Genomic DNA, 25,446 nt, shown 5'->3' with positions numbered 1-25,446 from the left:
GCGGGTAGCAACTTTCTCACGTTGAGCTCGTTCACCTTCATGCGGGGACGGGGATCAGCACTCCACCAACACTGTGAAAGGGCCCTCGTTGACCGAGGCCACCTTCATCATCGCCCCGAAACGTCCCTCCTCGACGTGGATGCCCCGTTCCCGCAGGCCGGTGGCGATCCTGCGCATGACCGGTTCCGCGATCCCGCCTGCCGCCGCATCGGACCAGGAGGGGCGACGGCCGCGGGCCGTTTTCCCCATCAGTGTGAATTGGCTGACGAGCAGCACCGGCGCGCCCACATCACTGACTGATTTCTCATTATCCAGAATGCGCAGCTCCGCTATCTTACGCACCATCGTCTCCCAGGCGTCTGGTTCATCTGCGGCACCGACCCCGACCAGTGCCAGCAGCCCTCCGGTCTCGGGGCAGTCGATGGAACCGACCACCTCGTCCCCGACGGTCACACTCGCGGAACTCACCCGTGTCAATACGGCTTTCATACTATGACTCCTCTCAGGCGATCAGATCAGCGGGCAGGACCAGCCCATGCCGGATCAGATCAACCACGGCGGTGATGGCCCCGGTGTAGAGGGAATGCTCATCGACGCCGTTGGCCACGGCATACAATCCCAGCGTCTCCTCCAGGTTCAACCCGTGGGGATTCAACCCGGAGAGCACCGCGGCCAGGTGCCGGTCGATGTCATGGGTCCAGCGTGGGCCGTCGGTGCGTGTGAGGCGTTTGGCCACGGGGACAAAACCCATGCCCTCCTCCGCGTCCGCCAGGTGGACATCCTCCAGTGCCACCCCGGGACGGATCCGGTAGCGGGAGCCGAGGAGGGACTCCCTGGTCTGTTCCCGCAGCCAGGCGATACGGGAGAAGTATTCTGTGACCTCGGGACCGAGGGGATCCTCGAAGAACTGGGGCATGTCCTCGGCGAGGATATCCGATTTCACCGCCCCGTCCGCAAGTGGCAGGCGCTCGATCGCGATGAATCCGAAACCCACCCCCGTGACCCCGGCGTTGTCGAAGTGGCGCAGCCAGGCGGTGGTGCGTTCCGCAGCCTCCGGGCCCCGCAGATCGAGGGACTCATCCGCCAGCCAGGTGCCCACATACTGGGCGGGGGTGACCGAGTCCCGCTGGATGATCCACGCCGCGAACCCCTCATCGGGGAGCCAGTCGGCCACCCGCTGCTGCCAGGACATCCCCGTTGAGTGCACCCAGGCGCCGAGGAGGTGAGCGGTCCCACCCGGGGCGAGGTGCCGGCAGGCCTGCTCCACCACCAGGCGGGTGGCGCCGTCGAGATCCATCCCGGAATCGCGGTAGACGTGACCGATCTCGGGTGGGCCGACCACGAACGGGGGGTTGGCGATGATCCGGTCGAAGTCACGACCCGACACCGGATCGAACCAGCTGCCCTCGAGCAGTTCCACCGGGATCCCGGAGTCCACGAGGGTGGCCTCGGCGAAATCCAGGGCCCGGGGGTGGATATCGGTGGCGGTGATCGACGTGGTGCTACCCGCCTGTCCCAGCACCTGGATGCCGGATCCGGTACCCAGATCAAGGACCCGTCCGGTGGGGGAGACCGGGGTGGCCTGCAGCAACGACAGGCTGGCCGCCCCGACCCCGAGGACGTGATCCGGCCCCGGGACATGCTGGGTCATGGAGGCATCCGCATCGGAGAACACCCACTGCTGACGACCCGCGATGAGCTGCGGCCGGATGTCGATCAGCATCTGAACCCCGTCCGCACCGCAGAGCCGGGCGAATCCGGCGTCGATAAGCGTTGCCACGTTGCGCTCCCCGAACAGCGACGCGAGCTTGTCGACGCGCACCTCATCGCGCAGCACCAGCGCCCGCAGCGCGAGGTTGAGGTCGGTCTCGGGCAGGGTGTCCAGGTGGTACCGCACCGCCGCCGGTTGCCCTGTATGCATGGCCTGGGTGTAATCGGGGCCGAGCAGGTCGGCGATCCCCGGGGTGGTGTACCCGATCTCCCGGAACACCTTCTTCACCTCGCGCGCCACATCGGTCAGAGGCGAGCGGTGTTGCGGGCTAACTGTCATTCTTATTGTCCTCTTCCAGATCATCGTTCAGGTCATCGTCAGCATCGATGGTGATGCCCTCGAACCTGCGGATGCGATCCACCTCTTTACCCTCCGTGGTGGAGGACCCGGCCTCGAGTTCACGGGCGCGTTCCGCTTCCAGGCGCAACTGCTCATTCATCTCCCGGATCAGCGCGGGTTTGTACACCGCCCGTTCCCGGGGATCGCGGGGTTCGCCCCGGGCGTTGGCGATGACCACCGCAATCCACGGCAGGGGAATGGAGATGACGAAGATGATGGCAGCCAGCCACCACAGCCCCCACATCATCCAGCACAACCCCGCGAATGCCAGCAGGGGCACGCGGGAGACCTGGATGATGTTGTAGATACGGCGCCGGTGCCGGATGTCCTGGGAGTGTGTGCGCTTCTTGTCCGTGATGAGCAGGACCTCATTACGCCGGAGGATTTTCCTGAACATCCTGTTCGAAGAGGATCCCGACGATCCTTTCGGCCTGTGCTGTCGGGATTTCCGCTGGTTCATACCGCAAAGGGTAGTCCGTTTATGGCGCACGCAGGAATTTGGGGCATGATGGGATGGGTGAGAACGACAACGAAGACTATTGAACGCCCCGATATCAGGGAAGATAACGCCACCAGCGACGACACCCCGAAGTTCTTCCACTACGTGAAGAAGGACCAGATCGTGGATTCCGCCGTCAATGGTCGCATGGTTGTTGCGCTGTGCGGCGAGACCTTCCCCGTGACCAAGCAGGCCAAGCCCGGTTCCCCCGTGTGCCCGGACTGCGAGAGAATCTACAAGGGTCTGCGTAGGAAGTGAGTGGCAATCTAAGGGCCTGGCAGCGCGCAGCCCTGGATAAATTTCTCGCTGAAAAACCCCGTGACTTCCTGGCCGTGGCAACCCCCGGTGCAGGTAAAACCACGTTTGCGTTGCGCGTGGCCACGGAACTGAAGGCATCCCGGACCGTCGACCGCATCATCGTCGTCGTCCCCACCGAGCACCTCAAGGTGCAGTGGTCGCAGGCGGCAGCGCGTGTCGGTCTGGCGCTGGACCCGGAATTCAAGAATTCCGGCAGCGTCAACCCCGCCTATGACGGCATCTGCGTCACCTACGCCCAGGTGTCCATGCACCCGTTCAAGCACTACCAGGTGACCATGGCCCGCCGGTCCCTGGTGATCCTCGATGAGATCCACCACGGTGGTGATGCCAAGAGCTGGGGTGATGGCATCAGTCAGGCCTACCGCGATGCCGAGCACCGTCTCGCACTGACCGGTACGCCCTTCCGCTCCGATGATTCCCCCATCCCGTTTGTCCGTTACACCGAGGACGAGGACGGGCACATGGTCTCCCGGTCGGACCACACCTACGGCTACTCCGAGGCGCTTGCCGACGGGGTGGTCAGGCCCGTGGTCTTCCTCGCCTACTCCGGTGAGGCACGCTGGCGGGACAGCGCCGGGGAGGAATACGCGGCACGGCTGGGTGAGCCCCTCAACCCTGAGCAGACCGCCAAGGCCTGGCGCACAGCACTGGATCCCAAGGGTGACTGGATCCCCTCGGTGTTGTCCGCCGCGCACACCCGCCTGATGCAGCTGCGCCAGAACATCCCCGATGCCGGCGGGCTGGTCATCGCCTCCGACACCAAGTCGGCGCGTGCGTATGCGAAGATCCTCAAGGAGTTGTCATCGACGCCGGTGGCCATCATCCTCTCCGATGAGCCGGGTGCCTCCGAACGCATCGATGAGTTCTCCGCCTCCACCGATGAGTGGATGGTGGCGGTCCGCATGGTCTCGGAGGGTGTGGACGTCCCACGCCTGGCCGTGGGCGTCTATGCCACCTCGGCATCCACCCCGCTGTTCTTCGCGCAGGCCATCGGACGTTTCGTGCGTTCACGCATGCCGGGGGAGACCGCCTCGGTGTTCCTGCCCTCAGTCCCGGTGTTGCTGGATCTCGCCGCCAAACTGGAGGTGTCCCGCGACCACGTCCTCGGACGGCCCGACCGGCCCAAGGAAGGCTGGGATGATGATCTGCTTGAGCAGGCGAACCGCAAGGAGAGCGAACCGGATCTGCTCCCCAGTTATGAATCCCTCGGCGCGGAGGCCGAACTGGATTCGCTGATCTATGACGGTTCCACCTATGGCACCGCCACCTTCGCCGGCTCCGCCGAGGAGGCCGACTACCTCGGTCTGCCGGGTCTGCTGGATGCGGAGCAGATGCGTGAACTGCTGCGCAAACGTCAGGAGGAGCAGCTGGATGCCCGCGAGGCGGAGGAGAAACGCCGCCGGGAGGAGGAACGCCAGCGTCAGCGTGAGGCTGAGATCCATGAGAAACCAGTGGGGGAGGAGGTTGCCAGCGATGAGATCCCGCGCCTGCGCAAGGAGCTCAACACCCTGGTCTCCATCACCTCCGGTCGGACCGGCCGTCCCCACGGGGCCATCCACACCGAGGCCCGGAAAAACTGTGGCGGGCCGCCGACCGCGTTGTGCACCGCCCAGCAGTTGCGCGACCGCATCGCCTATCTCCGCCAGTGGTGACAGCCCCCGGGTAGGGGTGGCTTCAGCACGGGTCCTGCATCAAAATACATACCCCCAGCGCCGTGGCACGGTGCTGGGGGTAATCTTGTCTCCTATGACGGCACGCCCACCGGGTGTTCCCGTGCGCACCATCGTGGTAATGATGGTGACGATCCGTGAAACCGACACCGAGGAAGGCCACTATCATGACCACCCCCAATTACCCGTACGGCGATCCCGGCGACAACAACAACCATCCCCACCAGGGCAACCCCGGTGGCCCACCGGATTACGGTTCCTATGGTTCCGGGGCCCCGGACTGGGGTGCGGAACAGCCCTACCAGGGCGCCTCCACCACCTCCTATGGTGGCGGTTTTGAGAACTCCCCGATGAACGCCAAACCGAACAAGCTGGCCGCCTGGGCCCTTGGCCTCGGTATCGCCAGCATCGTCGCGCTGCTGACCGTGTTCGCCGGCCCCCTGGCTGTCCTCATCCTCGCGGCCCCGTTCCTCGCGGTCGCCGGCGTGATCGTATCCATCGTGGCCCTGGTCCGTGGCAAGAACTTCCACGGTGCCGGAAAACGTACCGGCTGGTCGGTCGGTGGTCTCATCCTCTCTGTCATCAGCCTGCTGATCGTCGTGTTCTTCGCGGTGGTGGTCGTGGCTTTCCTCAACAGTGGGATCATGGACTGTTTCGTCGATAACCCCGATGTCGCCTCCCAGCAGGCATGTGTGGAACAGTTCCTCAACGAAAACGCGTGATCAACCCCACCCATATCTGTCCACGCCCCACATGGTGGGGCCTTTTTCTGTGCCCGCCTGACAACTCCCCCTGACAAGTGAGGATGTCCCCATGACCACACAATCCCCCGAATGCTCCGCCCAACGTAGCCGGATACTCTCGCCCGACATCGCCCGGGGCATCGCCCTGCTGGGCATCGCCCTGGCCAATGTGGCCACCGCATGGATTCCCGCGGACAGCAGCCTGGAGGCCAACCGGTTGGGGGGCATGGTTACAGGGTCGGTGTGGGAGCAGATCGCGGTGGTGCTCAGCGCCATGTTCATCCACGTCCGTGGCCTGCCGATGTTCTCCACCATGTTGGGGTACGGCGTGGGCATGATCGTGGGCAGCCTGTGGCGTCGGAAATACCCCGAGAGCCAGGCCCGTCGCGTCCTGGTCCGGCGTTATGGTTTCCTCGCCCTGTTCGGTCTGGTGCACATGGTCTTCCTGTTCTGGGGTGACATCATGTTCTTCTACGGGGTGGCGGGCATGCTCCTCGCCGTGATGATGACCTTCCGGGACAAGACCCTGTGGTGGTTCGCGGGGGTGTTCTTCGTCCTCAACCTCATCTCCACCCTGGGGGTATCCGTGTTGACGTCCATGGCCACGGATGCCGCCCCGCCGGCGGACATGGGATTCCTGAGCGGCTCCCATGATAGTTACGGCGAGTATCTGCTCTTCGCTCTCATCATGGTGGTCGGTCAGGTCGCGGCGATACCCATGGAGATCCTCATGCTGTTCCCGGTGATGATCGTCGGGTACATTGCCGCCCGCCACCGGGTGCTCAGCCGGGTGGATGAGTTCCGCCGTCAGCTGTGGACCGCGGTGTGGATCGCGGTGGCTGTGGTCATACTCATCGGACTGCCGTGGGGATTGTCGGAGATCGGTGTTCTCCCCTCCTCCTGGGCACAACCCCTCTATGGGGTCAACCAGGCCTTCGGTGTACTGACCGGCCCGGGTATCATCGCCGCCATCGCCCTGCTCGTCCAGCCGCTGCAGCGGAAACTGGACGCGCGGGACACCGGGGGAGAGGCTGCCGACCTGCCCCTGATTCCCCGCATGATCGCTGCACTGGGCGCACGCTCCATGAGCGGATACATCCTCCAGTCACTCCTGCTGCTGATCGCCACCCAGCCGTTCACCCTGGGCCTGGGCATCGGTGGGGGCATCCTGGAGGCCAGCGCGGTGGCACTGGCTGTCTGGGTGCTCACGGCCCTGTTCGCCTACGCCCTGGACCTGGCAGGCCGGAAGGGCCCCTTCGAAGCCGTCCACCGTCGTCTCTCCTACGGGAAGACCGGACTCTACCAGGCATATTCGGGTCAGGGGCATGCGCTGCCACCGGGAGCTTCACCCCTGCCATCCGCGCAGACACCACCTTCGTCCCTGTATGACAATGAGGTGGACGTCGACAAGCGTTAACCAGAAGCAGAAAGAGGCGCCCGTGGAACACACGGGCGCCTCTTGCTGCTGCTGAGCCGGGAAACCTAGTCCAGGTAGTCGCGCAGCACCTGGGAGCGGGACGGGTGGCGCAGCTTAGACATGGTCTTGGATTCGATCTGGCGGATACGTTCACGGGTCACACCATAAACCTGGCCGATCTCATCCAGGGTGCGGGGCATGCCGTCGGTGAGACCGAAGCGCAGCTTGACCACACCAGCCTCACGCTCGGACAGGGTTTCCAGCACATCCTGGAGCTGATCCTGCAGGAGGGTGAAGGACACCGCATCCACCGCGACCACAGCCTCGGAGTCCTCGATGAAGTCACCGAGCTGCGAGTCACCCTCATCACCGATGGTCTGGTCCAGGGAGATCGGCTCGCGGGCGTACTGCTGGATCTCCAGCACCTTCTCCTCGGAGATGTCCATCTCCTTGGACAGCTCCTGCGGGGTGGGTTCGCGACCCAGCTCCTGCAGCAGCTCACGCTGGATACGACCGAGCTTGTTGATGACCTCGACCATGTGGACGGGGATGCGGATGGTGCGGGCCTGGTCAGCCATGGCACGGGTGATGGCCTGACGGATCCACCAGGTGGCGTACGTGGAGAACTTGTACCCCTTGGAGTAGTCGAACTTCTCCACCGCACGGATCAGACCCAGGTTGCCCTCCTGGATGAGATCGAGGAACGCCATACCGCGACCGGTGTAGCGCTTGGCCAGGGAGACCACCAGACGAAGGTTCGCCTCCAGCAGGTGGTTCTTCGCCTTACGGCCGTCACGGGCGATGGCACGGAGATCTCGCTTGACCGCCGGCGTGAGCTTGGCGTCCTTGTCGCCCGCGGCGTAGGCAGCTTCCATCTCCTCCATCTTGTGGGTGGCGTAGAGACCGGCTTCAATGCGCTTGGCCAGGGACACCTCCTGCTCAGCATTGAGCAGGGCGACCTTACCGATCTGCTTGAGGTAGGCACGCACGGAGTCAGCTGAGGCGGTGAGCTCGGCGTCCTTACGCGCCTGACGCAGCGTGGCGGACTCATCCTCATCCCAGACGGAGGAACCGTCGTCTTCTTCCTCCTCCTCTTCCTCTTCCCCGAGTGGGGCGACCTCATCGTCCTGCTCCAGCTCGTCACCGGGGATGAAGGCGGGATCCTCCTCGTCGACAATCAGATCATCGTCCTCGTCCTCGAGCTCCGGATCAATCACCTTCGGGGCGGCCTTGGCGGGAGCGGCCTTCTTCGCAGTGGTCTTCCGCGCGGTGGTCTTCTTCGCAGTGGTCTTCCGCGCGGTCTTCTTCGCAACCGTTTTCTTGGCCGCGGGGGCGGTGCCGGTCGAGGTTTCCGCCTCGCCGGCTGTCGTATCGGTGCTGGCCGGGGTGGCTGCATCAACAGTGGCGTCGATGGCGGCTGGCGCCGGGGTCACAGGAGACGTTGCGGCAGGCGTCGACGACGCAGGTATGTCCTGCGATCCCAGAGGTGCGGCCGCGCGCGGTGCTGCCTTGCGTGCTGTCTTACGGGCGGTCTTCTTGGCGACCGTCTTCTTTGCTACGTTGTTCTCTACCATGCTGCTCTCCACGGCTCCTGGTGCATTTTCATCGACTTCTTCGACTGATCCGAGCGGTGCTGTGAGGATTCAGTGGTTGCCACTAATGCCCTTTCGCTTTGCTTGTCCAAGTGATGCGTCATCTTCAGCTACCTTTATGCAACAACCGGAATGCTTCTTTGTTCCCGGAAACGTCAAATAAAAGCGTCTGTGTCTGAGTCACATCGCTCGAGAGATGGCCAGCCGATCAATTGCTCCATGTCCCTGTTGCCGTATCCCGGAAAGTCTCATCAGCATTCACGCCACGGGTTAATGCTTTGAGTTAAGTGTTTCTTGGGAAGTCACAAGGGTGAATCAATCTCATGGTTACCTTTTGTCCACGATCAACAGACCAGTATAGGTGATTAGCTGTTGACGTGTCACAAGGGGGCCGTTTTGCATAGCCCAACCACAATCCCGAATCAAGACCCCGCCCCCTGCTCATCCGGTGGCGGGAAGGTGACCCTCTAGGGGGCCAGGTGTTTTGCCACCGCCATCGCCGCCCCGACGATACCCGCGCGATTACGCAGCTCCGCCGGAACGACCTCCGTTTTGACATCGAGGAGTGGAACCCACTTCTTATGTTTCCGGGAGATCCCACCGCCCACGATGAACAAACTGGGGTAGAAGAGGCGCTCATACTCGTTGAGTACCCTGCTGACCTCAGCGGCCCACTCCTTCCAGGAGAGGTCCTTGTTGTCCTTGACAGCCCCGGAGGCGCGGTGCTCTGCTTCCATGTCATCGACAATGAGATGTCCCAGCTCTGTGTTGGGGAAAAGCTCACCATCCATGAGAAAAGCTGATCCGATACCGGTTCCGAAGGTCAGGAGGATGACTGATCTCTTGCGTGCATCGGGGTGCCCGAACGTGGCTTCGGCGATGCCCGCTGCATCCGCATCGTTGAGCACGGTGATCTCCCGATCACCCAGGTGCCGGTGGAACAGCTCGTGGACATCCGTGCCAATCCACGCCTTATCGATGTTGGCGGCAGTGAGCGCCACCTGTCCACGCACCACGGCGGGAACCGTGATGCCCACCGGTCCATCCCACTGCGCTTCCGCGAGGATCTCTGTGACCACCTCAGCGACGGCGTCAGGCGTTGCGGGCTTGGGGGTGGAGATCTTTATCCGATCGCCGATGAACTCACCGGTGGACAGGTCGACCCGTGCACCCTTGATGCCGGAACCACCAATATCGATTCCAAATCCCGTTTCAGTCATGCGCCCAAGTGTACAAACCAACAGGGAATCCGGCAGGAAAACAGCTGCAGAGGTCATATGTCAGGGTGATTTCCCGATGCGGGAAGTGGAATCACCGGCACCTGCGGGAAAAACACACCATGATGGACAGTATGGAATCCACGCATGCATACACGTTCTCCTTCAATGAACTCAGGGCCGTTGCCTCCGAGACCGTCACCCTGACAGCCGCCCGCATCAGGGATAAGCGGGCTGATCTGGGTGACATGTGGGCCTACACCAACACCAAGAGCTCCGCGGTGGATCCGGTGACCATCGTGGACACCCTGGCTGAGGATTTCATTGCCAACCGGTTACAGGAACTACGGCCCGAGGACGGTCTGATCGGGGAGGAGGGCACCGGAACCCCCTCGATCAGCGGGGTCACCTGGATTGTCGATCCCATCGACGGCACCGTCAACTTCGTCTACGGTCTGCCCCAGTACGCGGTCTCCATCGCCGCCGCCATCGACGGTGAGGTGGTTGCGGGGGCGGTGATCAATGTGGAAACCGGTGTGCTCTACAGCGCCGCCCGCGGCCAGGGTGCGTACAAGTATCTGCCCGACAACGATGAAATCGTCGCCCTGCGGGTCAATGGCATCGATGACATCACCCAGTGTCTGGTCGCGACCGGTTTCGGATACTCCACCACGCGCCGGGCACAGCAGGCCCAGGTGCTCACCGGGGTACTGCCGGTGGTCCGGGATATCCGGCGCATGGGCAGTGCCGCCCTGGATTTGTGCCATCTGGCGGACGGCGAGGTGGACGTCTACTACGAACATGGACTCAGCTGCTGGGATTACGCAGCGGGGATCCTCATCGCCCAGGAGGCCGGGGCCCGCATCCACGCCCCCGGGCTGTCTGTCCCCGGCCAGTCGGGTGAGATTCTGTATGCCGCGCCACACCCTGTATTCGAGGCTGTAACAGATCTCTTCGACACCATCGGTGCCCTCACACCGCTGCAGCACTGATCAGGCGTGACCGGGGTTGGCTTTCATCCCCGTAATTTTAGGCCTCTGACCAGGGGGTATGACAAGACGGTTTTTCTCATTTACTATGCGCGCTAAACGTTGCATGACATTTGCTGAAGTGCACATTTTCGCAAGATGAACCGAACCCACTCGGGAGGAAACACCATGGCTACCGATTATGATGCTCCGCGTCGCCGCGTCGAGGACGAGTTGGAGACCGACTCCCTCGAAGGCCTGAAGGCCGTTGAGACCGCCAACGACATGGACGATGACGGTGAGATCGTCGAGCCGTTCGAGATCCCCAACATCGATCTCTCCGGTGAGGAACTCAACGTCGATGTGGTGCCACGCCGCGAGAACGAATTCACCTGTGCCAGTTGCTTCCTGGTGCAGCGCAACAACCGCAAATCCCACACCGAGGCCGATGGTTCAGACATCTGCCTCGACTGCGCCTAGCAGGACGCTGACCACTCAGCATCACCCAGGCGGGCAGAACGCCGGTCCGTTACCGGCCCATGCCTGCCTCCATACCGGGTACACGGAGCATCCACAACAGGTGACCAGGTGAGAAGCAAACCCCGTATCCCCACCTCCAGAGAATGGGATACGGGGTTTCCGCGGATCTGTGGTGAAACCTAGGAGAAATCAGCCAGGGCATCGTCCGCCTGATCGGGGACGAAGGCGCGCAGTAGGGCCTCCGGGTCGCGGCTGCCGATCAGCCAGTAGGGGGTGGGGTCCTCCGGATCGTCGAGGACAAGCATGACCATCTCATGCACCCACCCGTGGGATACCACGAACGCAGCCGGGTCGAGCTGACGACCCATGGCATTACGCTTCGCGGTCGCCGGCACCGCCAGGGAACGTGACACCACGTCATGGGGCAGGTTCGCCTGCCCGGCGATCAGCCAGCGCGTTCCATCCTCATCCTCCTCCACCGTGATCACGGTGGAGGACAGACTCAGCAGGATCCACACAGCGAGTACTGATAGCACCAGCGCCGGGATATAAATCCACAGATCATCACGGTTCAGACCGAACTGGGCGGTCAGCAGTGCCACCAGGAAGGCCATCCCCAGCCACCAGTACCACGGGACCCACTGCCGTTCACGGTAGATGATCCGGGTGCCCGGGGAATCGTCACCGGGGCCCTGGGGGTTCACAGAATCAGCACGTTGGGAATCACTCACAATAGGTGATCCTATCGCACCGGTGGCAGTGCACCATCGTCCCGGTTGACTCTGGCAGGCAACGGCGTGCGTACCCTGAGGGGGTGACTGAGAACCTGAACACCATCGACAGCATCCGCCTCCTCCGCCTCGACCCGGGTCTGCCCATGCCCCGCCGCGCACACCGCGGGGATGCCGGTGTTGATCTGCACTCCACCACCGATGTGGTCATCGCGCCGGGGCACCGTGAACTGGTGGGCACCGGTGTCGCCATCGCCCTGCCCCTGGGCACTGTCGGGCTGATCCATCCCCGCTCGGGGCTTGCCGCCCGTGAGGGGCTGAGCATCGTCAACGCACCCGGCACCGTGGATGCCGATTACCGGGGGGAAATAAAGGTGTGTCTGATCAACCTGGATCCCAGCACCCCGATCACCATCACCCGCGGGGACCGCATCGCGCAGCTGATCATCCAGCGGGTGGAGCTGGTGGATTTCGTCGAGGTTGATGAACTCGATGAGACCACCCGGGGTGACCAGGGGCATGGATCCACCGGGAGGGGATCGACAGCGTAGACCGAAACCCCGCACCGGAACGACCCCTGCGGTGCGCCCGGCATCCCAGCCGTGAACACGGGGATCCAGGCGGTATCGGGGGTTTCCGGGGACGGAACCGGGGGAAACCGGTTACCGTGGGGGCGATACCCTCATAATGCGCATGGCCTGCACCCACCCGCCGTCGGGGGCGTGCCTGGGTCGTGTAAGAGACAAGAAGGACCGGAAGGTAGATCATGGCACTGTGGCCGTTTGGCAAGAAGAATGCGTCAACCCCTGAGCAGCACGCCGAGGAACAGGAAGCGCATTACAATGACGTCCCCTCCCAGGCAGAGCCGGACCAGACAGCACCGGGGGAAAGCCCGGAAGCGGGTGATGACCGGCCCGATCCAATCCACGATGCGGTCACCGGCGCCACCGGCCCGTATGATGCGGGCCAGGTGAACATCGGTGATTTCGATTTCTCCGACTTCTCCAAGGGCCTGCTTGATCTGGGGTCCCTGCAGATTCCACTGCCCATGCAGTCGGAGGTACAGGTGGAGATGGGGGAGCAGGGCCCACGGATGCTCCACATCGTCACCCCCCACGGCCGTATCACCCCGGTTGCCTTCGCGGGCCGCACCTCCGCGGGGCAGTGGCGTGAGGCCACCCGGGAGATCGCCGACGGCATGCGACGGGACGGTCTCACCGTCCGGGTGGAACAGGGCCCCTGGGGTCGTGAGGTGGTCGGTGAGGCCAATGACCGTCTCATCCGAATCGCCGGTGTTGACGGTCCGCGTTGGATGCTCCGGATGACCATGATCAGCCCCGCCGACCGTGCCGATGACATGCGGGAACTCGGCCACGAGGTCATCGCCCGGACCTTCGTCAACCGCGGTGATGCCCCCATTCTCGCCGGCAGCCCGCTGCCGGTGGCCCTGCCCAAGCAGTTTGCGGAGCAGATCCAGCAGGCCATGGCGAAGCGGGCCCAGCAGCAGAAACAGAATACCCAGCCCGACAACCAGCCCACCACCCAGCCCGGATCCGCCGGCGATACCGGAAATGCCGGTCAGGCGGGGTAGTGTTGTCTGATCCGCAGCCTGGCAGTGATCAGCAATGATTCCACCAGGGTGCGGATGACCAACTTAACGGGGTGGCTGTCACGGGCGTGGCCACCGGATCACACCGAGCACATGGCCCGTGGAGCAATGCCGAAGAAAGGGCAGGTCACATGTCTGACACCGCCGAACTGACCACCGATCCCACCCCGGACCTCACCAAGGGGGACACCATCACCGTTGAGGTGACCCGCCCCGCACATGGCGGCGAGGGGATCGCACACCACGGTGGACGGGTCATCTTCGTCCGGGGCGGGTTCCCGGGTGATGATGTCGATGTCGAGATCACCCAGGTGAAGAAGCGGTTCGCGCGCGGGTTTGTCGTGCAGGTCAACGTGGCCTCACCGCACCGTGTTGATTCCCGGTGCCCCGCCGCGGCAGCCGGTGCGGGATGTTGCGATTATGCAGAACTCTCCCCGGAGGCCGAGCTGGAGATCAAGTCCCGGGTCCTGACTGATCAGCTGCAGCGCATCGGTGGTCTCGCGGATATCCCGACCCCGGAACTCTTCGAGCTCGAACCCTCCCAGGGATGGCGCACCCGGGTCCGCCTCGGCGTCGATGCCTCCGGGCGCGCCGGTTTCCGCAAGCTGCGTTCGAACGACCTGGTCACCGACGTGGCCTGCTCCCAGGTGGTACCTGAGCTTATCGACGGCCTGGTGGGTCCCGGTGCCCGGACCTTCACCCCGGATTCCGAGGTCATCGCCGCCATCGATGACCGTGGTGTGCGCACCGTCGTCGAGGTCAGGAAGGCCCCCCGTGGTCGTCGCGCTGAGACAATCCTGCATGTGCTGGAAGGCGACGGCAGCGTGGAGCAGACGGTCGGGGACCACACCTGGACCTTCCCGGTCTCCGGTTTCTGGCAGGCACACACGAAGGCCCCCGGAGCCTACTCCGCGTTCATCGGCGAGGTGCTCGACGGAGCCGAGCTTGTCGACGTCGATAAGCGTGGCCCGGTTGCCTGGGACCTGTACGGCGGTGTCGGCCTGTTCGTGCCGGTGATCAACCGCGCGTTGGGTGCGCATGTGCACTCCGTTGAACTGTCCGAGGGATCCGCCGAAGCGGGTGATGATGCCTTGGCCGGCCTGCCGGTCACCTTCCACGCCGGGCGGGTGGAATCCGTCACCTCCCAGCTGCCGAAGCCACACGTGGTGGTGCTCGACCCACCACGTACCGGTGCGGGTTCGGATGTGGTGGCCACCATTGCCGGGGCGAAACCCCAGCTGGTCGTCCACATCGGTTGTGATCCGGCCACCTTCGCCCGGGATGTCGCCGACTGGTCCGCGGGTGGTTACACCCTCGACCGTCTGGCGGTGTTCAATGCCTTTCCGGCAACCCACCACTATGAAACCATCGGGGTGTTCACCCGGAAGTCCGCGTAGCGCGTGCGTCCCGACACCGGAGCCGGTCGATGACAGTGATTTGGCACCCCACAGAGTAAGATGGCTCCAACAGCACAGGCGATCATGTCCAACCCGCTGTACGGCGGGTTCCGTGACACGATCGCCTGCACACATACTCACACGGTGCATCCAGCACCTCCAGATGAATACACGTCCACTTCCGAGAGCAAAGGTGTCTGACTCACGCCCATGGGAATTCTGAACAGTATTTCAACACCTGCGGACCTGAAGGCCCTTGCAGAAGAGGACCTGGAGGTGCTGGCGGGGGAGATTCGCAGCTTTCTCGTCGACAAGGTCGCAGCCACCGGTGGTCATCTCGGCCCCAACCTCGGTGTGGTCGAATTGACCATCGGTCTCCACCGGGTTTTCGATTCCCCCCGTGAGCCGATCATCTTCGACACCTCACACCAGTCATATGTGCACAAGATCCTCACCGGACGTGGGGATGCCTTTGACACGCTGCGCCAGAAGGGTGGTCTGTCCGGTTACACCAGCCGCGCGGAGAGCGAACACGACTGGACCGAGTCCTCCCACGCATCCGCCGCCCTGTCCTATGCAGATGGTATGTCCAAGGCATTCCAGCTCGACGGTGACACCAACCGGAACGTGGTCGCGGTGGTCGGCGATGGTGCCCTCACCGGGGGCATGTGCTGGGAGGCGCTGAACAACATCGCCGCGGGCAAGGACCGCAACGTGGTGGTGGTGGTCAACGACAACGGTCGAAGCTATTCACCGACCATCGGTGGTTTCGCAGAGAACCTCGCACAGCTGCGCATGGAGCCGTTCTATGACCGCGTCATGGAACAGGGCAAGTCCACCCTGAAATCAATGGGGTGGGTCGGTGAACGCACCTTCGAGGCGCTCCACGCCTTCAAGGAGGGTGTGAAGAGCACCGTCATCCCCACCGAGATGTTCCCGGAACTGGGCATGAAATACATCGGCCCCGTCAACGGTCATGACCAGAAGGCCGTGGACAACGCCCTGGCCTACGCCCGTGACTTCAAGGGCCCGATCATCGTCCACGTGGTCACGGAGAAAGGTCGGGGATACGCCCCCGCCGAGCGTGACCTTGATGAGCTCATGCACGCCACCGGTGTGATGGACCCGCGCACCGGCATCCCGGTTGCGGCCTCGAAACCGGGGTGGACCGCGGCCTTCAGTGAGGAGCTGGTCAAACTCGGCGGTCGGCGCGAGGACATCGTCGCCATCACCGCCGCCATGGCTGGTCCGACCGGCCTGGCGAAATTCGCCGCGAATTTCCCCAGCCGTTTCTATGATGTGGGTATTGCGGAACAGCACGCCCTCACCTCAGCCGCGGGTCTGGCACTCGCCGGGAAACACCCGGTGGTGGCAATCTACTCCACCTTCCTCAACCGCGCCTTTGACCAGCTGCTCATGGATGTGGCCCTGCTGAACCTGCCGGTCACCGTCGTGTTGGACCGTTCCGGTGTCACCGGCAGTGACGGAGCAAGCCACAACGGCGTGTGGGATCTGGCGTTGACCTCCATTGTCCCCGGTATCCGCGTGGCGGCCCCACGGGATGAGGACACCCTCCGGGAACTGCTCGGTGAGGCCGTGGACATCAATGATGGTCCCAGTGTCGTCCGTTTCCCCAAGGGTGATCTGCCCGCACCGATCGAGGCCATCGAGACCCTGGAGGACGGGGTCGACATCCTGGCCTACCTGGAGGCTTCCCCGGCGTCTGAGGACGCCCCGGATCTTCTCATCGTGGCGGTCGGGGAGCGCGCGACCCTCGCTCTGGAACTGGGTGAACGACTGGTTGCCGCGGGCGCCAATGTCACCGTTGTGGATCCCCGGTGGGTCATCCCGATCCCGCAGTCGCTGGTCGCGCTCGCCGCTGATCATGACCTGGTGATCACCATCGAGGATGGTGTCATCCACGGTGGCGTCGGATCACTACTCTCCGATGCGCTCAATGCAGCGGAGGTGGACACCCCACGCCGTCAGGTGGCCGTGCCCCAGAAATTCCTCGACCACGCCAGTCGTGGCCAGGTCCTGCTGGACCACGACCTGGACATCGACAGCGTGGAGAAAACCGCGCTGGGTTGGATGGACCGGTTGTTCGGCGGGGGGAACTAACCCCGCCTGTCACCCCGGAGCAGGGCATTGATGAGTATCGGTGACACCTGCTCCACCTGCCATGGGCGGACCCCGTAGTCACGGAGTGCGCCCATGAGACTGTCCTGATCGTGGACCTCACCGGTGTTGGTGGACATCCACACCACCGCGCGCAGAGCAGCCGGTTGGAGAATGTTCTCACCGGGGATGTTCAGCTCAGCTCCGAGATCATCAATGTCCGCGCGGATTCCCTGCAGGATCTCGTACTCCTCCGGATGGAAGGAGCTCCAGTATCGGCGGTCGGGGACACCATCGGGGCGGGGCTGCGGTCGTGGCCAGGTGTGTCTCGGCGAGGCCAGCGCCCGGTTGATCACACGCATCCACCGCTTCACCGTCCCTGTATTCCTACCGGGGAAGCCCTTCACCCGCGCCAGATCCCCGAATGTTCTGGGCAGTGTGCGGGCGGTTTCCACGATGACCTTGTTGGACAGCACCTTTCCGGCTGCGAGATCACGGGCGGCTGCGATGCTGTCGCGGGCCATCCACATCTCGCGGGCCACGACTAGTTGTTCCGGACGTTTCAGGGTGCCCACACCCTTCATATCAGTCCAGCTGAGGGTGGGTGCCTCGGTGACATCGGCGAACTGGGTGCGGATGTGTTCGAATTCCTGTTCCGCCCAGTCCAGTTTGCCCTGGTTATCCAGGATCTCGGCCATGACATCAGCGAGTTCGAGCAGCATCTCCACATCCAGGGCGGCATAGTTCAGCCACTCCTCCGGGAGGGGGCGTTTCGACCAGTCCTCGGCGCCGTGGCCCTTGAGCAGGTGAAGATCGAAGATCTGTTCCACCATGGCTGCGAGGTTGACCAGTTCGAAACCGGCGAGACGGCCCGCCAGTTCAGTGTCGAAGAGGGTACCGGGATGTAGATCCAACCAGGCCAGGCTCGGCAGGTCGGTGGCTGCGGCATGGATGATCCACTCCTGCCCGTTGAGCACGGGGCCGAGGGAACGGGAGAGTTCCGGGCGGTGGGACTCCGGGTCGAAAAGGAGGGTTCCTGCACCCCTGCGACGGATCTGGATGAGAAACGCCCGGTCATCGTAACGGAAGCCGGACGCTCTTTCTGTGTCGATTGCGAAGGGCCCTGACCCACCGGCCAGCACATCTGCCGCCGCCTCGAACTGGGCGGGGGTGGTGAGCAGCGGTGGGGTGCCGTCGCGGGGTTGGAGTAAGTCGGAGGCCATGCCTACTAATTTACCCACCTAGCGGTGGAGCTCGGTCACACCCTCCGGTGGGAGGCCCGCCACGGATGCCAGCACGGTGGCGAAAGCCTCCACATGGGTCGTGAGATCGTTGTCGGTTGCCGTCCAGGAGGCGCGCATCTCCAACTGGTAGGCACTCGGTGGACCACCGATCTCACCGAATCTGACGGACGTGGTGGAGGTTACCGTGCCTCCAAGGTTGGTGTGCTCCGCACCGCTGCGGGCAAGACCCTCGGTGAGCCACTGCCAGGCCACCTCCGGCAGGAGGGGGTCGGAGGCCACCGCATGGTCCATGTCGGCCTGGATGTAGGCCACCAGACGCATGGTGCCCTCCCAGGCTTCCTCTGCACCGGGGTCGTGGAGGAGGATGAGTCGGCCGAAGGAGTCCCCGTCGCTGTCCTGAGCGACGATCTCCTGATCGTCGGCGACGTTGACCTCAAGGCCGATGGCATGTGAGAACGGGGCCAGACGCTGGGGCGGTCTGATGGTACCCAGGGTGATTTCGGGGCGCAGGCGTGCTCGGTGCATGGACTCCACCGCCTCGGAGAACTCGGCGGGGGTGCCCTCAGCCTGGCCGGCTGGTGTCTTGTGCTGAGAGGTCGCTTCGGAATCGATCACAGGTTGAAACTTACTGGGACACAGGTGCAGTAGGGGGAGGCGCGCCGTTTAAACGGCTTTTCACGAGAATATGTGGGATAGCGGAAGAGATCCGTACAACCATCGGGAAAATACCTGTGAAATCCGGTTCCTCGGCCGAATGTGCCCTATTCGGGGGGTGATGCCACATGAGAAGGCGATCAAACTTATGATGGATGTGTTGGTGCGTGTTTTTCATGGGGTCTCAACCAGTGGTGTTGCCGCTGGAAGGACCCCGGTCAACGTCCGCCGAAGGCGCAACCAGCAGTGTCTTCTATGAGGTCTTCCTGGGTTCCTGATGTCTAGGGACACACAGACGGGGCCACTGTCTGAACCGTGGCGGTTAGCACCACGATTCATCCGCTATCGGATCGCGGTTGTCCGCAACCAAGATCCATGAAAGGAAGACAACCTGTGAGTGAGCTCGACTACGACAAGCTCAATGATGTGCAGCGCTACACCCAGTGGGCGGTGTTTCGTGCCATCCCCGGTTCCCTGGATGATGACCGCACCGCGGTGATCGAGCAGGCCCGTGAATTCTTCACCAACCTGGTCAACGAGGGCAGGGTGGTTATCCGGGGTATCTACAATGCCACCGGTCTGCGTGCTGAGGCGGATTACATGATCTGGTGGCACGCGGAGGAATTCGACGAGCTCCAGAAGGCGTTCGCCGATTTCCGTCGCACCACCATCCTGGGCCAGGTCTCTGAGGTGTTCTGGATCGGCAACGGCATCCACCGCCCCTCCGAGTTCAACAAGCAGCACCTCCCGGCCTTCATCATGGGCGAGGAGCCGAGGAAGTGGATGACGGTCTACCCCTTCGTCCGTTCCTACGACTGGTACATCCTGGAGCCGGCCAAGCGTGGTCGCATCCTGGCGGAGCACGGTCAGGCGGCAGTGGATTTCGCTGATGTCCGCGCCAACACCGTCAGTGCCTTCTCGCTGGGTGACTATGAGTGGATGCTCGCCTTCGAGGCTGATGAGATGCACCGCATCGTCGACCTGATGCACAAGATGCGCTACACCGAGGCCCGCATGCATGTGCGTGAGGAACTGCCCTTCGTCTCCGGTTACCGCGTCGAGGACATCGCCGAGCTGATTGAGGTTCTCCCTTAACACTCAGCCGTATCCCCGGTGGGGGAACGGCGACATGATGACCAACACCCGGCCGGCACCACAGATGGTGCCGGCCGGGTGTTGGTCTAACCTGTCCGGGTCCTATTCGGACACGGGCTTTTCCTCCAGGCGCAGGGAGATCGAGTTGATGCAGTAGCGCAGGTCGGTGGGGGTGTTGAATCCCTCACCCTCGAATACGTGGCCCATGTGGGAACCACAGTTGGCGCAGAGCACCTCGATGCGGCGCATACCCAGGGACAGATCCTCCTTCTCGATGATCTTGTCCTTGGCCAGTGGGGAGAAGAAGGACGGCCAGCCGCAGTGGGCATCGAACTTCTCGGTGGAACGGAACAGTTCCTCGCCGCAGGCGCGACAGCTGTAGACACCCTCGGTGGTGGTATTGGTGTACTCGCCGACGTGGGGTGCCTCGGTCCCGGCCTGACGCAGCACACGGTATTCCTCCGGGTTGAGGCGTTCGCGCCATTCTGCGTCCGTGATCAGTTTGAAGTCAGTCATGGTGTCCTCTCGTGGTTGTGGATAATCCCCCTGGGATACCCGCTAGAACGGGGATCGCCCGGGGGCCTGGGTGGGCGGATCGGTCGGAGTATCTGCGGCAACCGGGGATGGTGTCCCCAATGCCGTTGATCCTCCACCGGTGAAGAACCCGGAGCTCGGCGGGGGAGTGGTATTCCCACCGATTCCGGCGGATTCACCGGCGATAGCCGCACCGCCACGTCTGCTCCGGATGTCGGTGATGAACCACACCACCGCTGAAACAAAGGTGACCGCTATCAATAGTGACCAACCGGCGGTGGCACGGAAAAATTCCATCCAGCGGGCGATGTCGGGCCAGTGGGGTGAGGCGAAGGACGCCGGGGTGAGGAAGAGATAAGCCGCGACCCATGCCATCCAGTGGTGGAACACGGATCGGGTGCCCAGCAGGGTGAACATCATTGGGAAGATCATCATGGAGTAGTACATCTGCCCGAGGGAGGACAGGAAGAACACACCGGTCAACAGGATGCCGGAGGTGGTGGCCGCCCAGAAGAACGGCTCGGTGTTGCGGAAGCGCAGCAGCGCCAGCACCGCGATGCCGACCATGGCGCCGAAGATGAGGAACGCGGTTAGCTCCAGCCAACCGGGCATGCCGAAGTAGATGGCGATTCCCGGCAGCGAGCTGTTGGCGAAGTCGCGGGTCTCACCCAGGTACGGAACGGTGCGGGTGATGTAGTCGGAGGCACCGGGGACCAGGGGCCACGCCACCGCATTGAAGATGACCGGGACCAGGATGCCCCCGACCAGCGCACCCCACTGCTTCTGCACCAATGGTAGGAACAGCAGGGGCAGGAACATGGGTTTGACCAGGATCGCCAGGCCGATGATGAGCCCACCCACCCATGACCGGCGGTGGATCACACACCACAGGAACAACACCATCATCAGCAGGAGAATGCCGTTGATGTTGGAAAAGATCAGGGTGTTCCGGACGGCTTCGGTGAGCATTGCCAGAGCGATTGACAGGGGCCACACCATACTGCGCAGGGAGAACCCGGTCATCCGGGTGAGCAGGCCGAGCGCGAGGACGATCGCCAGGAGGTTGATGGCGATGAACGCCAGGCGTGCCAGGGTGAAATCCGTGATGTAGCCCAGGGGTGCCAGCAACAGGGTGGCACCCGGGTTATAGAGGTAGTGCGGATCCACGAAGTGGTAGATCTCGTTGTAGACCGGGGTGCCCTCGATGAAACGTCGCAGCGCACTGTAGACGGTGGTGAAGTCATCGGTGACGGAGCCGTTGACCGCCAGGATGAAGAACCGGTGGGCCATCAGCAGGATGGCCAGCGGCCAACCGACGGCGTTACCCACCCGGTCCCACGCGCTGCGACGTGGCCGGGGTCTGGGGACGTCCGGGAGGGTGGGGGTGGGCGTCGACAAGCTCGTGTCGTCGGGGGACAGGTTGGCTGGGGAACTCACCGCTCCAATCTAACCAATGGGGTGGATTCGGTTGTCGACCAACACCCCTAGCCGAACCGGTAGCGGAGAAACAGCGTGCTGTCGGGGTCGGCGTGCATGTGTTCCAGGGTGAGCGCGACCGGCTGGTTGCGGCCTCCGCGGACGGCGGGTTTCTCCACCGTGCCGGACAGGGCGGGGTCGATGGTGTGGTGCCACACGTCGATGACACCGGCGTCGATCATCTGCGCGTACACCGATGCGCCACCCTCGCAGCTGATCCGGGCAAAGCCCTCCTGCCTGAGCTTGTCGACGACCAACCCCACCCCGAGCGTCCCCACCTGCAGGATGCGGGCACCCGCCGCCTGCAGTCCGGCGAGCCGGGAGGGGTCGGTGTTGTCGGTGACGATGATCGGCGCGGCGGCGGCCTCGGTGAAGAACCTGGAACCGGGATCGAGATCCAGGGAGGAGGAGATCACCGCGATGGGGGGAACCGGCTGCTGACCACGGCGCCGACGGGCCTCCCTCCCAGCCTCACCTATGACCACCCCGCCGTAATCCTCCGCCCTGACCGTCGATGCTCCCACCAACACCACATCCGACCATGCGCGCAGGGCCAACAGGAGAGCGGTGTCCGTGTCATTGCCCAGGTGGCCTGAAGTGCCCCCCGCAGAGGTCGAACCCGCCAGGGTGGTCACCAGAACTGCGCGACACTCCGGTTGCCCCACGGGCAGGACCGGGCCGATGAGATCAGTGACGAGACCCTTCATATCCACCATGTGGCTGATTCTAGTCCGGCGGTGGCTTGGAAAAACGTGAAAAGCCTGTCTCCCCAGGGGGAAACAGGCTTTGATTGTGGTCCTAGCTGGGTTCGAACCAGCGACCTTTCCGGTGTGAACGGAACGCTCTTCCACTGAGCCATAGGACCGTGCGACCGAGGTAAACCTCATCGGTGCAATTCGAAGTTAACACGATGGTGCGGAAAATTCCTAATCCGGGCCCCAGTTTCTTCCGGTACGCTGCGGTGTTCTTTGTCTGCCGTGGCCGATACCTATCTATAAGAAGGGGGAAGGGTGCTCGACGGCCCTGTCCGTGGCCCGGTTTCTGTCAGTGCCCTGGGAAACTACGGCGGTGTAATTCATGTGGTGTTTGCTTTTGCCCTGCACGGGGTGGGGGAACCATGGGTTGAGCTGCGGATTTGTGTTGTTCGCGCTGTTCGGACTAAAGTTGGTTCTCGCACCGCAACGAGGGGTTACAACGTAATCATGATCAGCGCAGTGCATGCGGATGTAGCGCAGTTGGTAGCGCATCACCTTGCCAAGGTGAGGGTCGCGAGTTCGAGTCTCGTCATCCGCTCTGGTATGTTAACTTGTACCTGAGGCGGGATCAACCGCCACGGTGGAATGGCCGAGTGGTGAGGCAACGGTCTGCAAAACCGTGCACACGGGTTCGATTCCCGTTTCCACCTCGCAGCAAAGCGCGTTTAGCTCAGCGGGAGAGCGCTTCCCTGACACGGAAGAGGTCACTGGTTCAATCCCAGTATCGCGCACCAGAGTTTGAATCAACTCTCAAAACCAGATTCATGCGGATGTAGCGCAGTTGGTAGCGCATCACCTTGCCAAGGTGAGGGTCGCGAGTTCGAGTCTCGTCATCCGCTCTCATTTCACCGGGCCAATCGGTATGAAATGAACCCGCGCGTTTAGCTCAGCGGGAGAGCGCTTCCCTGACACGGAAGAGGTCACTGGTTCAATCCCAGTATCGCGCACCAGAGTTTGAATCAACTCTCAAAACCAGATTCATGCGGATGTAGCGCAGTTGGTAGCGCATCACCTTGCCAAGGTGAGGGTCGCGAGTTCGAGTCTCGTCATCCGCTCAGTATGAAGGCCACCGTGTCCAACACGGTGGCCTTTCTTTGTTGCCGGACATACCTGCGGAGAGTCAAGCAGCAAGAGGGGGTTGAGGGAAAAAGTGTGTCTGGCTCCGGCGTGTTGCTGAAGCCAGATCCGGTGTTATCGGCCTACCGAGCCCTGACCGATTCCTAAGCGTGGCTGAATGCCGGCGGGCGTGTCGGCCCCTGTCGGACCTCTGTCTGTCCCACTGTTGGTTTCTGCCCGTGGCCATCCGGGAGGTCGTCCGGGAGTGGCCGACTACGGGCTCAGGAAGTAGCAGTAGTGCACATCACATAGTTTCATTTCATGCCTCTGAACTGGTTAGACTGTGGATCAACGCCGGGTTTCCGGGCTTCGCCCGAGTGTGGCCGGAACTAATCGGGCCCGGTTTTCGACAACTGACCAGACCTGAAAACATCACAGGTCTCCAGCGCACACTCCGCGTGTGGCTCACCATTTTTGAGAGGACCCTATGGCACAGATTGAGGCAGGCATAATTCAGCGCGCAGGTGGCTCGAACGGATTCCGGTTCAAAAGGTCGGCTGCTGTCGCCATGGCCGGGATGCTTGCTGCTGTACCGTTGGCCTTCTCACCCGTTGCCACGGCCCACGACGTGGTCCTTGGTTCCACTCCTGAGAACGGGGCGGTGGTGGAGGAATTCCCCGACACCATCGAATTGGAGTTCTCCGGCATTCCCCAGGACCTCTTCAACACCGTCGCCCTGAGCAACGCCGATACCGGGGAGATCCTGTTCTCCGGTTCCCCGGAACTCAGCGAGCGGAATCTGATCATCGATGTCCCCGCGGATGTCGAGACCGGTCCGGGTAACTATGCGGTGGGGTTCCAGATCACCTCCTCCGATGGGCACGCCACCAAGGGGTCCATCGCCTTCGAGGTGGCTGGTGAGGCGGCGGATGCCACCGATGCATCCGTCGCCGGATCCCCTGAGTCGTCTGCGCCGACGGAGGAACCCCAGGCCACGGAAACCGGGATCGCGGGGATTGAATCCCCGTGGAACTGGTTGCTCGGGGGCGCAGGTGTGCTGGTCATCGCCGGTGCGATCGTCATGATGATCGCCAAAGGCCGTAACTCTAAGTAGGAGTAGAAAATCATGAAGCTCACCATCAAGAACTCTGTTGTCGGAAGCATCGTTGTCGTGGGTGCCCTGGCGCTCGCTGCGTGTTCACCCGCCAACGAGAATGACTCCACGGAGACAGCCACTGAGGCCACCACCACGACGGCGACCTCCACGACCTCCACGACCACTGCAACTGATGCAGCTGCCGACGCCCCTCTGACCCTCACTGATGGTTTCGTGCGGGCGACCGTCGAGGGCACCCCGATGACCGCCATCTTCGGCACCCTCACCAACACCACCGACGAGGAGATCAGTCTCACCGGTTTTGAGGCATCCGTGGATGCGGCAGCCTACGAGATCCATGAGGTGGTCGACGGTGTCATGCGTGAGAAGGAGGGTGGTCTCACCATCGCCGCCGGTGACACCCATGAACTGGCGCCGGGACAGGACCACCTGATGCTCATGGGCCTGGAAGCACCTGTGGAGGCTGGTGACACCGTAGACATCACCCTGATCCTGGGCGATGGAACCGAGATCGAACTGGACCCGGTGCCGGTGCGCACCATCGCCGCCGGTGATGAGAGCTACGGCGAGGACGGCGAGCTCATGGGCAACACCGGCATGGACAGCATGGATCACTCCGCGCAATAACAATCCTGCCTACCTAGGA

24 protein-coding genes and 7 tRNA genes are annotated in these 25,446 nt (G+C 62.9%); 19 read left to right on the top strand and 12 right to left on the bottom strand.

Going from position 1 to position 25,446, the window contains the following annotated elements:
• Positions 1-54 precede the first annotated feature (54 nt).
• From dtd to CE_RS09035, 3 genes are read right to left on the bottom strand one after another with little or no spacing between them, the layout of a single operon-like run.
• Entirely contained in the window at positions 55-489 is a 435-nt protein-coding gene (gene dtd / locus CE_RS09045) for a D-aminoacyl-tRNA deacylase (RefSeq protein WP_006767809.1), read from the bottom strand.
• A 13-nt stretch (positions 490-502) separates the two neighbouring features.
• Positions 503-2,050, bottom strand: a complete 1,548-nt coding sequence (locus tag CE_RS09040) for a methyltransferase (protein ID WP_006767808.1) — start codon at positions 2,048-2,050, stop codon at positions 503-505.
• Positions 2,040-2,507 (bottom strand): DUF3099 domain-containing protein, encoded by a 468-nt coding sequence (locus CE_RS09035; protein WP_006767807.1) that lies wholly within the window; start codon positions 2,505-2,507, stop codon positions 2,040-2,042. Before CE_RS09035 ends, CE_RS09040 begins: the two co-directional genes overlap by 11 nt.
• Before the next feature lie 120 nt (positions 2,508-2,627).
• Here CE_RS09035 and CE_RS09030 point away from each other — a divergent pair, with 120 nt between their 5' ends.
• The 4 genes from CE_RS09030 (at position 2,628) to CE_RS09015 (ending at position 6,757) form a co-directional block, all read left to right on the top strand.
• Positions 2,628-2,867, top strand: coding sequence for a DUF3039 domain-containing protein (locus tag CE_RS09030; RefSeq protein ID WP_081447223.1), 240 nt, complete (start codon positions 2,628-2,630; stop codon positions 2,865-2,867).
• Entirely contained in the window at positions 2,864-4,579 is a 1,716-nt protein-coding gene (locus CE_RS09025) for a DEAD/DEAH box helicase (protein WP_006767805.1), read from the top strand. The genes CE_RS09030 and CE_RS09025 overlap by 4 nt, the downstream gene beginning before the upstream one ends.
• Before the next feature lie 185 nt (positions 4,580-4,764).
• The gene (locus tag CE_RS09020) at positions 4,765-5,319 is read left to right on the top strand and encodes a hypothetical protein (protein ID WP_006767804.1); all 555 of its coding nucleotides are present in this window, start codon (positions 4,765-4,767) and stop codon (positions 5,317-5,319) included.
• A 91-nt stretch (positions 5,320-5,410) separates the two neighbouring features.
• Complete coding sequence (locus CE_RS09015) at positions 5,411-6,757, top strand: DUF418 domain-containing protein (protein ID WP_006767803.1); 1,347 nt, start codon at positions 5,411-5,413, stop codon at positions 6,755-6,757.
• 65 nt (positions 6,758-6,822) lie between these two features.
• On the opposite strand, the gene CE_RS09010 is transcribed toward CE_RS09015, so the two are convergent.
• Together CE_RS09010 and ppgK are read right to left on the bottom strand one after the other, a co-directional pair.
• Positions 6,823-8,331, bottom strand: a complete 1,509-nt coding sequence (locus tag CE_RS09010) for an RNA polymerase sigma factor (protein WP_041628427.1) — start codon at positions 8,329-8,331, stop codon at positions 6,823-6,825.
• Positions 8,332-8,816: 485 nt separating this feature from the next.
• Positions 8,817-9,569 (bottom strand): polyphosphate--glucose phosphotransferase, encoded by a 753-nt coding sequence (gene ppgK / locus CE_RS09005; RefSeq protein WP_006767800.1) that lies wholly within the window; start codon positions 9,567-9,569, stop codon positions 8,817-8,819.
• A 119-nt stretch (positions 9,570-9,688) separates the two neighbouring features.
• On the opposite strand from ppgK, the gene CE_RS09000 reads away from it, so the two are divergent.
• Entirely contained in the window at positions 9,689-10,558 is an 870-nt protein-coding gene (locus CE_RS09000; protein ID WP_006767799.1) for an inositol monophosphatase family protein, read from the top strand.
• Positions 10,559-10,723: 165 nt separating this feature from the next.
• Complete coding sequence (locus CE_RS08995; RefSeq protein ID WP_006767798.1) at positions 10,724-11,014, top strand: DUF4193 domain-containing protein; 291 nt, start codon at positions 10,724-10,726, stop codon at positions 11,012-11,014.
• 179 nt (positions 11,015-11,193) lie between these two features.
• Here the strand turns inward: CE_RS08995 and CE_RS08990 are convergent, their stop codons facing one another.
• Positions 11,194-11,718, bottom strand: a complete 525-nt coding sequence (locus CE_RS08990) for a DUF3093 domain-containing protein (RefSeq protein WP_006767797.1) — start codon at positions 11,716-11,718, stop codon at positions 11,194-11,196.
• A gap of 122 nt (positions 11,719-11,840) precedes the next feature.
• Here CE_RS08990 and dut point away from each other — a divergent pair, with 122 nt between their 5' ends.
• From dut to dxs, 4 genes are all read left to right on the top strand, one after another.
• The gene (dut, locus tag CE_RS08985; protein ID WP_143758528.1) at positions 11,841-12,296 is read left to right on the top strand and encodes a dUTP diphosphatase; all 456 of its coding nucleotides are present in this window, start codon (positions 11,841-11,843) and stop codon (positions 12,294-12,296) included.
• 215 nt (positions 12,297-12,511) lie between these two features.
• Positions 12,512-13,336: a DUF3710 domain-containing protein gene (locus CE_RS08980; protein ID WP_006767795.1), complete on the top strand. Its 825-nt coding sequence runs from the start codon at positions 12,512-12,514 to the stop codon at positions 13,334-13,336.
• Between the two features lie 149 nt (positions 13,337-13,485).
• The gene (locus tag CE_RS08975) at positions 13,486-14,751 is read left to right on the top strand and encodes a class I SAM-dependent RNA methyltransferase (protein ID WP_006767794.1); all 1,266 of its coding nucleotides are present in this window, start codon (positions 13,486-13,488) and stop codon (positions 14,749-14,751) included.
• 210 nt (positions 14,752-14,961) lie between these two features.
• Positions 14,962-16,872: a 1-deoxy-D-xylulose-5-phosphate synthase gene (gene dxs / locus CE_RS08970; protein ID WP_006767793.1), complete on the top strand. Its 1,911-nt coding sequence runs from the start codon at positions 14,962-14,964 to the stop codon at positions 16,870-16,872.
• On the opposite strand, the gene CE_RS08965 is transcribed toward dxs, so the two are convergent.
• Both CE_RS08965 and CE_RS08960 read right to left on the bottom strand, forming a co-directional pair.
• Positions 16,869-18,092, bottom strand: a complete 1,224-nt coding sequence (locus CE_RS08965; RefSeq protein WP_006767792.1) for an HRDC domain-containing protein — start codon at positions 18,090-18,092, stop codon at positions 16,869-16,871. The genes dxs and CE_RS08965 overlap by 4 nt on opposite strands.
• An 18-nt stretch (positions 18,093-18,110) precedes the next feature.
• Positions 18,111-18,728 (bottom strand): DUF3000 domain-containing protein, encoded by a 618-nt coding sequence (locus tag CE_RS08960; protein ID WP_006767791.1) that lies wholly within the window; start codon positions 18,726-18,728, stop codon positions 18,111-18,113.
• Between the two features lie 414 nt (positions 18,729-19,142).
• On the opposite strand from CE_RS08960, the gene hemQ reads away from it, so the two are divergent.
• On the top strand, positions 19,143-19,862 hold the full coding sequence (hemQ, locus tag CE_RS08955; RefSeq protein WP_006767790.1) for a hydrogen peroxide-dependent heme synthase: 720 nt from the start codon (positions 19,143-19,145) through the stop codon (positions 19,860-19,862).
• 102 nt (positions 19,863-19,964) lie between these two features.
• Here the strand turns inward: hemQ and msrB are convergent, their stop codons facing one another.
• From msrB to CE_RS08935, 4 genes are all read right to left on the bottom strand, one after another.
• Positions 19,965-20,378 (bottom strand): peptide-methionine (R)-S-oxide reductase MsrB, encoded by a 414-nt coding sequence (gene msrB / locus CE_RS08950; RefSeq protein WP_006767789.1) that lies wholly within the window; start codon positions 20,376-20,378, stop codon positions 19,965-19,967.
• Between the two features lie 42 nt (positions 20,379-20,420).
• On the bottom strand, positions 20,421-21,794 hold the full coding sequence (locus CE_RS08945) for a glycosyltransferase family 87 protein (protein ID WP_193763635.1): 1,374 nt from the start codon (positions 21,792-21,794) through the stop codon (positions 20,421-20,423).
• 86 nt (positions 21,795-21,880) lie between these two features.
• Positions 21,881-22,588, bottom strand: coding sequence for a pyrimidine reductase family protein (locus tag CE_RS08940; RefSeq protein ID WP_006767787.1), 708 nt, complete (start codon positions 22,586-22,588; stop codon positions 21,881-21,883).
• Between the two features lie 77 nt (positions 22,589-22,665).
• Positions 22,666-22,737: transfer RNA gene (locus CE_RS08935), tRNA-Val, on the bottom strand.
• 355 nt (positions 22,738-23,092) lie between these two features.
• On the opposite strand from CE_RS08935, the gene CE_RS08930 reads away from it, so the two are divergent.
• The 8 genes from CE_RS08930 to CE_RS08895 all read left to right on the top strand — a co-directional run bounded on the left by CE_RS08930 (position 23,093) and on the right by CE_RS08895 (position 25,427).
• Positions 23,093-23,165 (top strand) — tRNA-Gly (locus tag CE_RS08930).
• Between the two features lie 41 nt (positions 23,166-23,206).
• Positions 23,207-23,277: transfer RNA gene (locus CE_RS08925), tRNA-Cys, on the top strand.
• A 9-nt stretch (positions 23,278-23,286) separates the two neighbouring features.
• Positions 23,287-23,361: transfer RNA gene (locus CE_RS08920), tRNA-Val, on the top strand.
• A 32-nt stretch (positions 23,362-23,393) separates the two neighbouring features.
• A tRNA-Gly gene (locus CE_RS08915) sits at positions 23,394-23,466 on the top strand.
• A gap of 36 nt (positions 23,467-23,502) precedes the next feature.
• Positions 23,503-23,577 (top strand) — tRNA-Val (locus CE_RS08910).
• Between the two features lie 32 nt (positions 23,578-23,609).
• Positions 23,610-23,682 (top strand) — tRNA-Gly (locus CE_RS08905).
• Between the two features lie 488 nt (positions 23,683-24,170).
• The gene (locus tag CE_RS08900) at positions 24,171-24,797 is read left to right on the top strand and encodes a copper resistance CopC family protein (RefSeq protein WP_006767786.1); all 627 of its coding nucleotides are present in this window, start codon (positions 24,171-24,173) and stop codon (positions 24,795-24,797) included.
• A 12-nt stretch (positions 24,798-24,809) separates the two neighbouring features.
• Positions 24,810-25,427 carry a copper chaperone PCu(A)C gene (locus tag CE_RS08895; protein ID WP_006767785.1) on the top strand — a complete coding sequence of 206 codons (618 nt, stop codon included), beginning with the start codon at positions 24,810-24,812 and terminating at the stop codon, positions 25,425-25,427.
• Positions 25,428-25,446: the final 19 nt, after the last annotated feature.

Source organism: Corynebacterium efficiens YS-314, from assembly GCF_000011305.1.
GTDB lineage: Bacteria > Actinomycetota > Actinomycetes > Mycobacteriales > Mycobacteriaceae > Corynebacterium > Corynebacterium efficiens.
The sequence above is the reverse complement of the archived record's forward strand: the minus strand, read 5'-3'. Positions and strand labels throughout refer to the sequence as shown.

Coding starts and splice junctions, on each gene's coding strand:
- dtd (WP_006767809.1), bottom strand. CDS start 489: ATGAAAGCCGTATTGACACGGGTGAGTTCCGCGAGTGTGACCGTCGGG.
- CE_RS09035 (WP_006767807.1), bottom strand. CDS start 2,507: ATGTTCAGGAAAATCCTCCGGCGTAATGAGGTCCTGCTCATCACGGAC.
- CE_RS08975 (WP_006767794.1), top strand. CDS start 13,486: ATGTCTGACACCGCCGAACTGACCACCGATCCCACCCCGGACCTCACC.
- CE_RS08980 (WP_006767795.1), top strand. CDS start 12,512: ATGGCACTGTGGCCGTTTGGCAAGAAGAATGCGTCAACCCCTGAGCAG.
- dxs (WP_006767793.1), top strand. CDS start 14,962: ATGGGAATTCTGAACAGTATTTCAACACCTGCGGACCTGAAGGCCCTT.
- CE_RS09020 (WP_006767804.1), top strand. CDS start 4,765: ATGACCACCCCCAATTACCCGTACGGCGATCCCGGCGACAACAACAAC.
- msrB (WP_006767789.1), bottom strand. CDS start 20,378: ATGACTGACTTCAAACTGATCACGGACGCAGAATGGCGCGAACGCCTC.
- CE_RS09010 (WP_041628427.1), bottom strand. CDS start 8,331: ATGGTAGAGAACAACGTAGCAAAGAAGACGGTCGCCAAGAAGACCGCC.
- CE_RS08995 (WP_006767798.1), top strand. CDS start 10,724: ATGGCTACCGATTATGATGCTCCGCGTCGCCGCGTCGAGGACGAGTTG.
- CE_RS09040 (WP_006767808.1), bottom strand. CDS start 2,050: ATGACAGTTAGCCCGCAACACCGCTCGCCTCTGACCGATGTGGCGCGC.
- CE_RS08900 (WP_006767786.1), top strand. CDS start 24,171: ATGGCACAGATTGAGGCAGGCATAATTCAGCGCGCAGGTGGCTCGAAC.
- ppgK (WP_006767800.1), bottom strand. CDS start 9,569: ATGACTGAAACGGGATTTGGAATCGATATTGGTGGTTCCGGCATCAAG.
- CE_RS08940 (WP_006767787.1), bottom strand. CDS start 22,588: ATGGTGGATATGAAGGGTCTCGTCACTGATCTCATCGGCCCGGTCCTG.
- CE_RS08965 (WP_006767792.1), bottom strand. CDS start 18,092: ATGGCCTCCGACTTACTCCAACCCCGCGACGGCACCCCACCGCTGCTC.
- CE_RS09015 (WP_006767803.1), top strand. CDS start 5,411: ATGACCACACAATCCCCCGAATGCTCCGCCCAACGTAGCCGGATACTC.
- CE_RS09000 (WP_006767799.1), top strand. CDS start 9,689: ATGATGGACAGTATGGAATCCACGCATGCATACACGTTCTCCTTCAAT.
- hemQ (WP_006767790.1), top strand. CDS start 19,143: ATGAAAGGAAGACAACCTGTGAGTGAGCTCGACTACGACAAGCTCAAT.
- CE_RS08895 (WP_006767785.1), top strand. CDS start 24,810: ATGAAGCTCACCATCAAGAACTCTGTTGTCGGAAGCATCGTTGTCGTG.